Origin of the sequence: Flavobacterium pokkalii (assembly GCF_014596575.1) — a bacterium.
Taxonomy (GTDB): Bacteria; Bacteroidota; Bacteroidia; order Flavobacteriales; family Flavobacteriaceae; genus Flavobacterium; species Flavobacterium pokkalii.
Map to the genome: position 1 here is coordinate 19991 of NZ_NASZ01000034.1, position 11979 is coordinate 31969.

The 11979-nt window shown below is 36.0% G+C and carries 6 protein-coding genes; 5 read left to right on the forward strand and 1 reads right to left on the reverse strand.

What is annotated here, in order from left to right; translation table 11 throughout:
• Positions 1 to 78 precede the first annotated feature (78 nt).
• Positions 79 to 1668 carry a peptide chain release factor 3 gene (locus tag B6A10_RS15705; protein ID WP_188221617.1) on the reverse strand — a complete coding sequence of 530 codons (1590 nt, stop codon included), beginning with the start codon at positions 1666 to 1668 and terminating at the stop codon, positions 79 to 81.
• 333 nt (positions 1669 to 2001) lie between these two features.
• Here B6A10_RS15705 and B6A10_RS15710 point away from each other — a divergent pair, with 333 nt between their 5' ends.
• The 5 genes from B6A10_RS15710 (at position 2002) to B6A10_RS15730 (ending at position 11638) form a co-directional block, all read left to right on the forward strand.
• Positions 2002 to 3435: a peptidylprolyl isomerase gene (locus B6A10_RS15710; protein WP_188221618.1), complete on the forward strand. Its 1434-nt coding sequence runs from the start codon at positions 2002 to 2004 to the stop codon at positions 3433 to 3435.
• A gap of 77 nt (positions 3436 to 3512) precedes the next feature.
• Positions 3513 to 4466: an AAA family ATPase gene (locus B6A10_RS15715; RefSeq protein ID WP_188221619.1), complete on the forward strand. Its 954-nt coding sequence runs from the start codon at positions 3513 to 3515 to the stop codon at positions 4464 to 4466.
• A 320-nt stretch (positions 4467 to 4786) separates the two neighbouring features.
• Positions 4787 to 7558: a bifunctional aconitate hydratase 2/2-methylisocitrate dehydratase gene (locus tag B6A10_RS15720; RefSeq protein WP_188221620.1), complete on the forward strand. Its 2772-nt coding sequence runs from the start codon at positions 4787 to 4789 to the stop codon at positions 7556 to 7558.
• 131 nt (positions 7559 to 7689) lie between these two features.
• A complete protein-coding gene (locus B6A10_RS15725) occupies positions 7690 to 9951 on the forward strand; it encodes an aconitate hydratase (RefSeq protein WP_188221621.1) in 2262 nt (753 codons plus the stop codon).
• A gap of 223 nt (positions 9952 to 10174) precedes the next feature.
• Positions 10175 to 11638 (forward strand): peptidoglycan endopeptidase, encoded by a 1464-nt coding sequence (locus B6A10_RS15730; protein ID WP_188221622.1) that lies wholly within the window; start codon positions 10175 to 10177, stop codon positions 11636 to 11638.
• Positions 11639 to 11979 lie beyond the last annotated feature (341 nt).

An 11979-nucleotide genomic window follows, 5' to 3' on the forward strand; every position in this document is an offset into this window, starting at 1 on the left:
CAATATAGTACCAATGAAAAACGTCCCGTCCCGATAGCTATCGGGACGGGACGTTTTGCTTTATAAAAGTTAGAGTTTTTAATCTAATTCAGAAGTAAAATACAATTTGACACTTGGATATTTGCTTTGTGTCATTTGAATAGTAAAATCAGAATCAGCTAGGAAAACCAATTGATCGTATTTGTCTTTAGCAAGGAATTTCTGTTTGATTCGTTTGAATTCTTTGAATTCCTCGTTTTTTAGGTCATCCGGTTTTACCCAACAAGCTTTGTGAACCGGGAAGTTTTCATAGGTACATTTTGCCCCATATTCGTGCTCTAAACGGTATTGGATAACCTCATATTGAAGGGCTCCAACAGTGCCAATTACTTTTCGATTGTTCATCTCCAAAGTAAATAATTGCGCAACTCCCTCATCCATTAACTGATCAACTCCTTTGTCCAATTGTTTGGCTTTCATTGGATCGGCGTTGTTGATGTATCTAAAGTGCTCCGGAGAGAAACTTGGAATTCCTTTAAAATTCATGATTTCACCTTCGGTTAAAGTATCACCAATTTTAAAGTTTCCGGTATCGTGAAGACCTACAATATCACCTGGATAGGATATATCAACGATTTCTTTTTTCTCTGCGAAAAAGGCATTCGGGCTCGAGAATTTTAAATTTTTCTTTTGACGAACATGATAATAAGGTTTGTTTCTTTCAAAAGTTCCCGAAACAATTTTTATAAACGCTAAACGGTCACGGTGTTTGGGATCCATATTAGCATGGATTTTAAATACAAATCCGGACAATTTTTCTTCTTCCGGTTTTACCGGGCGCGTGTCGGATTCTTTAATTCTGGGAGCAGGAGCAATGTTGATAAAGCAATCTAATAATTCTCTAACTCCAAAATTATTTAAAGCCGAACCAAAAAATACCGGTTGAAGTTTTCCTTCCAGATAATCCTGTTGGCTGAATTTTGGATAAACTTCATCAATTAATTCCAATTCTTCTCTTAAACGGTCTGCTGGTTTTTGACCAATAATTTGTTCCAATTCCGGACTTTGAACATCCGAAAAAGCAATCGTTTCTTCAATGTTTTTACGGCTGTCTCCGCTGAATAAGTTGATGTTTTTCTCCCAAAGATTATAAATTCCCTGAAAGTCATATCCCATTCCAATTGGGAAACTCAACGGAGTTACAGTCAGTCCTAATTTTTGTTCTACTTCGTCCATTAAGTCGAATGCATCGTGTCCTTCGCGGTCTAATTTGTTGATGAAAACTATCATCGGAATATTACGCATTCTACAAACCGCAACTAATTTTTCAGTTTGTTCCTCAACTCCTTTTGCAACGTCAATGACCACAATTACACTATCAACTGCGGTTAAGGTTCTAAAAGTATCTTCGGCAAAATCCTTGTGTCCCGGAGTATCCAGAATGTTAATTTTTTTGTCTTTATAATTAAAGGCTAAGACAGAAGTAGAAACCGAGATTCCTCTTTGGCGTTCAATTTCCATAAAGTCGGAAGTGGCTCCTTTTTTAATTTTGTTGTTTTTTACAGCACCGGCTTCCTGAATTGCTCCACCAAAAAGCAGTAATTTTTCAGTTAGTGTTGTTTTTCCGGCATCAGGGTGTGAGATGATTCCAAAGGTTCTTCTTCGTTGTATTTCTTTTAAAAAGCTCATAGTAAATGTAAATAGTTTGCAAAAGTACTATTTATATATGCGATTTGAAAATAAATTAAGAATGGACTTCTGTTGTTGCTTCGGGTGTTTTGTGCTTTGTTTTTTAGTTTTTTTAAACTGAATAGTTAATGGATTAAAGTTGTATTTTTGCCTATAATTTTTTGTTAATAGTCTAGCGGATACTTGTATAATGTAATTGAATTGTTATTTTTGTTGGTTTTTATCAAAATAAATACAAGTAATATTCTTTTTAAGTTGTTATCTTCCCTCAGTGCTAATTTTAGGAGAATTATATTTGAAACCCAATTAAAGAAAATAAAATTCTGTAAAGAAATGCCTTTAAAATCCTTAAGAATGAAATTTATAAAAATGAAGAATGTACTTCTGTTTTTTGTTGTGATGTTGTTAAATACAGCAATGAATGCTCAGGAAATAATAAAAGACAGCGTTGTAGTAACTGAAAAAAAGCAAAATCCAACGGGAAAAAGACAAAAAGTAGATGGTGTAATTGCTACTGTTGGAGATTATATTATTTTGGATTCGGATATTGATAAGGCTTATTTGGAAATTTCGAGTCAGGGAGGTTCTGTTAAAGATATTACAAGATGTCAGATGTTAGGAAAGCTGTTGGAAGATAAATTATATGCACATCAGGCAATTCAGGATAGTGTGAAGGTAACCGATGCTGAGATTAAATCCATGATGGACGAACGTTTGAATTACATGATTCAGCAAATTGGTTCTATGGATAAGGTAGTTAAGTATTATAAAAAGGATTCGGAAGAAGAGTTCAGAAGTTATTTCTTTGATATTTTGAAAGAGAATAAGCTGACTTCGGAAATGCAAAAAAAGATTGTGGACGAAGTAGAAATTACACCAGAAGAGGTTCGTAATTTTTTCAAGAAATTGCCAAAAGATGAATTGCCGGTTTTTGGTGCCGAAATGGAAGTAGCGCAAATTGTTGTGGATCCAAAAATCACTCAGGCTGAAAAACAAAAAGTAATTGACCGCTTGAATGGATTTAAAAAAGACATTCAGGAAGGTTCCAGTTTTGCTACAAAAGCAGTTTTGTATTCTCAGGATCCGGGTTCAAGATCCAGTGGAGGATTTTATAAAATGACCCGAAAAACGCCTTTTGTAAAAGAATTTAAAGATGTAGCTTTTAGTTTGGCTGAAGGGGAAATTTCAGCACCTTTTGAAACGGAATATGGGTTTCATATTATTTATTTAGAAAAAATCAAAGGTCAGGAGTTGGAGTTGCGTCACATTTTGCTGACGCCTACAGTGACAAAAGAAGCTTTGGAAGAGGCAAAAGAGAAAATTACATTGATCAGAAAGCGCATTATGGATAAAGAAATTTCTTTTGCCGATGCTGCCCGAACCATGTCGGATCAAAAAGAAACCAGAGCTAACGGAGGAATTTTGATTAATCCGGAAACGCAGGATACTCGTTTTGAATTGACAAAAATGGATCCAACTTTGTATTCTCAGGTTTCTAATTTGAAAGATAATGAAATTTCGATGCCAATTTTGGATGAAACAAAATCAGGAAAAAAAGAGTATAAAATTATCACGGTAACTAACAGAATAAATGAACATACTGCCGATTATGCTCAGGATTATGTGAAAATTAAAGATTTGGCATTAAAAGAAAAGCAAATCAAAGCTATCGGAAAATGGTTTGATGAAAAGATTAAAGAAACTTACATCAAAATTGTTGGAGAGTACAGAGATTGTGATTTTACTAATAATTGGTTAAAAAAATAATTTGTTCAAAATAAATAAAAAGAGTTAGCTTTATGAATTCATAGAGTTAGCTCTTTTTTAATTTAAAATAGTTTAAAATGTCTGATGTTGCGGCAATACATAATTTAGTCCAAAAGCGAATTGAATTAAAAAACGAAATTGCAAAAAGAATTGTAGGTCAGGAAGAAGTTATCGATCAATTGTTGTTGTGTGTTTTTTCAGGAGGTCATGCTTTGTTAGTAGGAGTTCCGGGATTGGCTAAAACATTGATGGTGAATACGATTTCGGAAGCTTTGGGGTTGCATTTTAAAAGAATTCAGTTTACGCCGGATTTGATGCCTTCGGATATTTTAGGAAGCGAAATTTTAGATGAAAACCGTCAGTTTAAATTTGTAAAAGGACCGGTTTTTTCGAATATCATTTTGGCAGACGAAATAAACCGAACGCCGCCTAAAACGCAGGCAGCTTTATTGGAAGCGATGCAGGAGCGTTCGGTAACAATTGCCGGGGTGAATCATAAATTAGACTTGCCTTATTTTGTTCTGGCAACTCAAAATCCAATCGAGCAGGAAGGGACTTATCCGTTGCCGGAAGCACAGTTAGACCGTTTTATGTTTGCGGTAAAATTAGCCTATCCTTCTTTTGAAGAAGAAGTTCAGGTGGTGAAAAGAACTACTTCTGATGAAAATCAAAAAATTAACCCTTTGTTTACGGCTCAGGAAATTATCGATTTCCAGCATTTAATCCGCCGAATTCCGGTAGCTGATAATGTGGTGGAATATGCGGTGACTTTGGTGAGTAAAACCCGTACGGATAGTAGCTTGGCGACAGATTTTGTTAAAAATTATTTGGATTGGGGAGCTGGTCCGAGAGCTTCGCAAAATTTAATTTTGGCAGCCAAAGCACATGCGGCTTTTCATGGTAAATTTTCGCCGGATATTGAAGATGTAATTGCTGTTGCAACTTCGGTGTTGAGACATCGGATTATAAAAAATTATAAGGCTGATGCGGAGGGGATTACAGAAGAAATGATTATTGCGAAACTAGTGTAAGGCTTGCTGAAATTACGACTTTTGATAAAAAATAATGTCTTCTATATAACAACATATTTTAAGTTTGTTAGAAAATAATTTGGCTGTTTATTGATTGTTTATAAAAAATGGTAAAAAAACCCGTTTTTCTTAATTTAAATCGCGTTGAAGGTGGATTTTTCAATAAAAAATCTTTCTGAAATTGCAGAGAATTAAATTTTTTTTTAATCTCGGCTTAAATAGCTAAATTTGCATCACAAAAAAAAAAATACCTAATATTAAGGCCTTTTGTTTTGAATGAAATCAAAGTGATTTGGCGGAAACATTGAAATATTTCAATTATGAACATTTATAACGATTACATCCAGGAGATCGAAGAAAGAAAAAGTCAGGGTCTTCACCCAAAGCCAATTGATGGTGCTGAATTATTAAGCGAAATCATTGCGCAAATTAAAGATGAGAACAATGCAAATAGAGAAGATTCTTTAAAATTCTTTATTTATAATACATTGCCTGGAACTACGCCAGCTGCCGGAGTTAAGGCGAAATTTTTAAAAGAAATCATTTTAGGAGAAGCTGTTGTTGCTGAAATTACTCCTGCTTTTGCTTTTGAATTGTTGTCTCACATGAAAGGTGGACCTTCGATCGAAGTATTGTTAGATTTAGCTTTAGGAAATGATGAGACTATCGCAAAACAAGCTGCTGAAGTTTTAAAAACACAAGTTTTCTTATACGAAGCAGATACAGCTCGTTTAAAAGCGGCATTCGAAAACGGAAATGCTATTGCAAAAGACATTTTAGAAAGTTATGCTAAAGCAGAATTCTTTACCAAACTTCCTGAAGTAGCTGAAGAAATTAAAGTAGTTACTTTTATTGCTGGTGAAGGAGATATTTCAACCGACTTACTTTCTCCGGGAAACCAAGCTCACTCTCGTTCTGACCGTGAATTACACGGAAAATGTATGATTACTCCTGAAGCTCAGGCTGAAATCAAAGCATTACAGGCTCAACATCCTGATAAATCGGTAATGTTAATTGCTGAAAAAGGAACTATGGGAGTTGGTTCTTCTCGTATGTCAGGGGTTAACAACGTGGCACTTTGGACGGGTAAACAAGCAAGTCCTTACGTTCCTTTCGTAAATATTGCTCCAATTGTTGCCGGAACAAACGGTATTTCGCCAATCTTCTTAACTACAGTTGATGTAACTGGTGGTATCGGAATCGATCTTCAAAACTGGGTAAAGAAAACAGATGAAAACGGAAATCCTGTTCGTAACGAAAACGGTGATATTGTATTAGAAGAAGCGTATTCTGTAGCGACTGGTACCGTATTGACTATTAATACTAAAGAGAAAAAATTATATAATGGGGATAAGGAATTGAAAGATATTTCAAAATCATTTACTCCTCAAAAAATGGAATTCATTAAAGCGGGTGGATCTTACGCCATTGTATTTGGTAAAAAAATCCAAACGTTTGCTGCTCAAACTTTAGGAGTTCAGGCTCCTGTAGTATTTGCTCCTTCTAAAGAGGTGTCTCACGAAGGGCAAGGTCTTACTGCTGTTGAGAAAATCTTCAATAGAAATGCAGTAGGAACTACTCCTGGAAAAGTATTACACGCAGGATCTGACGTTCGTGTAGAAGTAAACATTGTAGGTTCTCAGGATACAACCGGATTGATGACAGCTCAGGAGTTAGAGTCTATGGCTGCAACTACGATTTCTCCAATCGTTGATGGAGCTTATCAATCAGGATGTCACACTGCTTCAGTTTGGGATAAAAAAGCACAGGCTAACATTCCGAAGTTGATGAAATTCATGAACGATTTCGGTTTGATTACAGCTCGTGACCCTAAAGGAGTATATCACTCAATGACCGATGTTATCCACAAAGTATTAAATGATATTACTATCGATGAGTGGGCTATCATTATTGGTGGTGACTCTCATACCCGTATGTCAAAAGGGGTTGCATTTGGTGCCGATTCAGGAACTGTGGCTTTAGCTTTAGCTACAGGTGAGGCTTCAATGCCAATTCCAGAGTCTGTAAAAGTAACTTTCAAAGGAGATATGAAATCATACATGGATTTCCGTGATGTGGTTCATGCTACACAACAACAAATGTTGAAGCAATTTGGAGGTGAAAATGTTTTCCAAGGAAGAATCATCGAAGTTCATATTGGTACATTAACGGCTGACCAAGCGTTTACATTTACTGACTGGACTGCTGAGATGAAAGCAAAAGCATCTATCTGTATTTCGGAAGATGAAACTTTAATCGAATCTTTAGAAATTGCTAAAGGCAGAATCCAAATCATGATTGATAAAGGTATGGATAATGCTAAACAAGTATTAAAAGGTTTAATTGAAAAAGCAGATAAGCGTATTGCTGAAATTCGTTCAGGTGAAAAACCAGCACTTACTCCGGATGCTAATGCTAAATATTACGCTGAAGTAGTGGTTGACTTAGATGTTATTGCTGAGCCAATGATTGCTGACCCGGATGTAAACAACGCCGATGTTTCTAAACGTTATACTCACGATACTATTCGTCCGCTTTCTTTCTACGGAGGAACGAAAAAAGTAGACTTAGGATTTATCGGTTCTTGTATGGTTCACAAAGGCGATATGAAAATTTTAGCGCAAATGCTTAAAAACGTTGAGGCACAAAAAGGTAAAGTAGAATTCAATGCGCCATTAGTGGTTGCTCCTCCAACATATAATATTGTTGATGAGTTAAAAGCAGAAGGAGACTGGGAAGTGTTACAAAGATATTCAGGATTTGAATTTGATGATAATGCACCAAAAGGAGCTGCACGTACAGAGTACGAAAATATGTTGTACTTAGAGCGTCCAGGTTGTAACCTTTGTATGGGTAACCAGGAAAAAGCATCTAAAGGAGATACAGTAATGGCAACTTCTACGCGTTTATTCCAAGGACGTGTGGTTGAGGATTCAGCTGAGAAAAAAGGTGAATCTTTATTATCTTCAACTCCGGTTGTAGTTCTTTCTACCATTTTAGGTAGAACTCCAACTATCGAAGAATATACCACTGCTGTTGACGGAATCAACTTAACTAAGTTTGCGCCATCACATAAATTATTGGTGAAATAATATTTAATTATTGTTAAATAATTCCAAAAGCCTGAGTCTTTGACTCAGGCTTTTTTTTATTGCTAAACTATTTTTTGTAACTTGTGTTATTGGAATTATTTAGCAGTTAAACAATTATATATTTAGGTATTATGGCATTTGATATTGAAATGATTAAAAAAGTGTATGACAACATGGCTAGTCGTGTTGATGCAGCACGTGAAATGGTCGGTCGTCCGCTTACTTTGACAGAGAAAATTTTGTATAGTCATCTTTGGGAAGGACAGGCAAAAGAAGCTTATAAAAGAGGAGTAGATTATGTTGATTTTGCTCCGGATCGAGTGGCTTGTCAGGATGCAACTGCACAAATGGCTTTGTTGCAATTTATGCACGCTGGAAAATCTAAAGTTGCAGTGCCTACCACAGTGCATTGCGACCACTTAATTCAGGCAAAAGTAGGGGCTTCAACCGATTTGGCTGTCGCCAATAAGCAGTCTAAAGAAGTTTTTGATTTTCTTTCATCTGTTTCAAATAAATATGGAATTGGTTTTTGGCGACCTGGTTCAGGAATTATTCATCAAATTGTTCTGGAAAATTATGCTTTTCCGGGAGGAATGATGATTGGTACCGATTCGCATACTGTAAATGCCGGTGGTCTGGGAATGTTAGCGATTGGTGTTGGAGGAGCAGATGCGGTAGATGTAATGTCTGGAATGTCTTGGGAGTTGAAATTTCCTAAGTTAATTGGGGTAAAACTAACCGGAAAATTATCCGGATGGACCGCTCCGAAAGATGTTATCTTAAAAGTAGCTGATATTCTAACCGTAAAAGGGGGAACAGGTGCTGTTGTAGAGTATTTTGGAGAAGGAGCTACCAGTATGTCCTGTACCGGAAAAGGAACTATTTGTAATATGGGAGCCGAAATTGGTGCAACAACTTCAACCTTTGGTTATGATGATTCAATGCGAAGATATTTATCAGCTACCGGTCGTCAGGATGTGGTGGATGCTGCCGACAAAGTGGCGTCGTATTTAACTGCCGATCCGGAAGTTTATGCCAACCCTAAGGAATATTTTGATCAATTAATTGAAATTAATCTTTCAGAATTAGAACCTCATATTAACGGACCTTTTACTCCGGACAGAGGTACTCCGGTTTCTCAAATGAAAGCCGAAGCCGAAGCTAACGGTTGGCCTATAAAAGTAGAATGGGGATTGATAGGTTCTTGTACTAATTCTTCTTACGAAGATATGTCCCGTGCGGCTTCGATTGTCAGACAGGCGGTGGCACACGGAATAACTCCTAAGGCGGAATTTGGAATCAATCCGGGTTCGGAGCAAATTCGTTATACTATTGAAAGAGATGGTATTATTGCCGATTTTGAAAAAATGGGAACGAAAGTGTTTACGAATGCTTGCGGGCCTTGTATCGGGCAATGGGACAGAGCCGGAGCAGACAAAGGAGAAAAAAATACCATTGTGCATTCGTTTAATCGAAATTTTTCCAAAAGAGCAGATGGAAACCCCAATACACATGCTTTTGTGACTTCACCGGAAATGGTGGCTGCTTTGGCAATTTCGGGAAGATTAGATTTTAATCCAATGACAGATACTTTATTGAATGATAATGGAGAAGAAGTAAAATTAGTAGCTCCTGAAGGTGATGAATTGCCTAATAGAGGTTTTGATGTTGAAGATGCAGGTTTTCAGGCTCCGGCAGAAGACGGTTCCTCAGTACAGATTATGGTAGATCCTGCTTCGGATAGATTGCAATTGTTAGCACCATTTGCATCTTGGGATAAAAAAAATATTTCCGGAGCTAAATTGCTAATCAAAGCTTTTGGTAAATGTACTACCGATCATATTTCTATGGCGGGACCTTGGTTACGTTACCGTGGTCATTTGGATAATATTTCTAATAATATGTTGATTGGAGCGGTGAATGCTTTTAATCAGAAAACCAATTCGGTTAAAAATCAATTAACGGGAGATTATGATGCGGTTCCGGCTGTGGCGCGTGCTTATAAAGCAGTTGGTGTGCCTTCGATTGTAGTGGGAGATCAAAATTACGGAGAAGGTTCTTCCCGTGAACATGCGGCTATGGAACCTCGTTTTTTAGGTGTAAAAGCAGTTTTGGTAAAATCCTTTGCCCGTATTCATGAAACCAATCTTAAAAAACAGGGGATGTTGGCTTTGACTTTTGCTAACGAAGCCGATTACGATAAAGTTCAGGAAGATGATACCATTAATTTCCTGGATTTAACCGAATTTGCTCCGGGTAAACCTTTAAAATTAGAATTTGTTCATGCCAATGGTTCTAAAGATATTATCCTGGCGAATCATAGTTATAATGAAAGTCAGATTGGTTGGTTTGTGGCGGGTTCTGCCTTGAATTTAATTGCGGCCGAGGCCTAAACTGATTTTTAAAATTTTTAAAAAAGCGTTCTGTGTTTTGCAGAACGCTTTTTTTGTTTTTTCAGTAAAAAACGATTTAAATAGCTGTTAAAAATTGGTTTAATTGGTATTAAAACGTTAAATTCGCTTCTGAAAAATTTATTTTCATTCTTTGGTTAGTCGTTTGGCTAACTTTATTTTCATAATTACATAAGAACAGAGTTTCGTTTATTAAAAGAAGTTTATGAGGTATCGCTTTTGGATTGTTTTATTGTTTGCTTTCAGTAAGTTTAATGGTTTTTCTCAGGAAAAATATGTTAAACATGCTGTTGCTAAAGGAGAAACAATTTCTAAAATAGCGGAACATTATAAAATTAAAGCGTCTTCTATCTACGAATTAAATCCAGATGCTCAAAAGGGAATCCAATACAAACAAGTTTTATTAATCCCTGTTGTTTCTGTGAAAAATGAAAAAAATACTCCGCTTACTTCCGAAGTTGCATCAATTCCAACAGAAAAGCATGTTGTTTTAGCCAAAGAAACACTTTATGGGATTTCCAAACAATATGGTGTCAAAGTAGCAGATTTGTATGCTATGAATCCTTCTTTGGAAAAAAGAGGATTACGTGTTGGAAATGAGATTGTCGTTCCGGTTGTTGATACAAAACAAGAAGTAGTTTTAGAAGAAAAATTACCATCAAAAGAAACAACACAAGCAGCCGTTAAAGTAGAAATTCAGCCGGAAATTACTCCAGTAATTGCCGAAAAAAGTGATGCAATTCCTTTGGAGCAATTAAGTGCAAATGGGAATTTGATTAGAGAAGTTTTGGCTAAAGAAACACTTTATGGAATTGCCAGACAATATGGAGTTTCGGTTGCTGATATAGAAAAAGCCAATCCGATTTTAGCGAATCAGGCTTTACGAATAGGACAAAAAATTGTGATTCCTACAGCCAAGGCAGCAGAAAATCAGGAAAATTCGAAAGAGGATAAAAAAGAAGAAGAAGAAGCTGTTGCGAATACTGTTGTGGCAGAACAACCAAAAGAAGTTGCGGTTGTCAAAGAGGATGAAGCAAATACTGAAGTTGAAATAACACATGAGGTTTTAGCTAAAGAAACCAAATACGGAATTGCAAAAGAATTTGGGATTACGGTGAAGGAATTGGAGGAGCAAAATCCTAAGATTGTAAATAGATTATTGATTGGTGAAAAATTAACGATTCGTACTTCAAAATCGAATGTTAAAACCACTCCTAAATTTGATTTTTCGGATGCGTTGACCAAAACGGAGCCGGAATACAATGTAAAATCGTTTCACGGAGCTGATTTTATTGACCAATTGATTTGTACGGCTTCCGAAAATATTGGAGTGCGCTACAGATCAGGTGGGACATCGAAAGACGGATTTGACTGTTCAGGTTTGATGTTTTCAACTTTTGGAGCTTATGACATACAGTTGCCTCGTTCTTCTTTTGAACAGGCTCAATATGGAGTGAAAGTAAACAATGAAGATGCCAAAAAAGGAGATTTGATTTTCTTTAAGACCAACGGAAGAAGACAGATTAATCACGTAGGAATGGTTGTTGAAGTTGGAGAAGATGGTGAAATTAAATTTATTCATGCTTCTACAAGTAGTGGTGTGATTATTTCTTCGTTAAAAGAAGAATATTACAGTAAAAGAGTTACTCAAATAAACAGGGTTTTATAATAAAAAATAAAATTAAGGAACAGAAAAGCGCTTTATCAGCGTTTTTTTTATGTTTTAATCTTAAGCTTCTAATGTTTTTTGATTTGTATCAAAAGGGACTTTAGTTGGTGAAAAAAAGTGTTCTTTGTAGTTGCTTTTTAGAGTTAAGAAATGATTTTTTTATCAAATGATAGCTGCGTTAGGAATTGATTTGAATGAAGAAAATTTATTAGAGTCAACTATTCTAGGGCAAGGAAAAGCATAAAAAAAAGAAGCCGTCTCAAAACATAATTTGAGGCGGTTTTTTCATTTCAGTCTATTTGGTTTGATTTTTACTTCTGCTGAAAAAAACTAAAATTGTC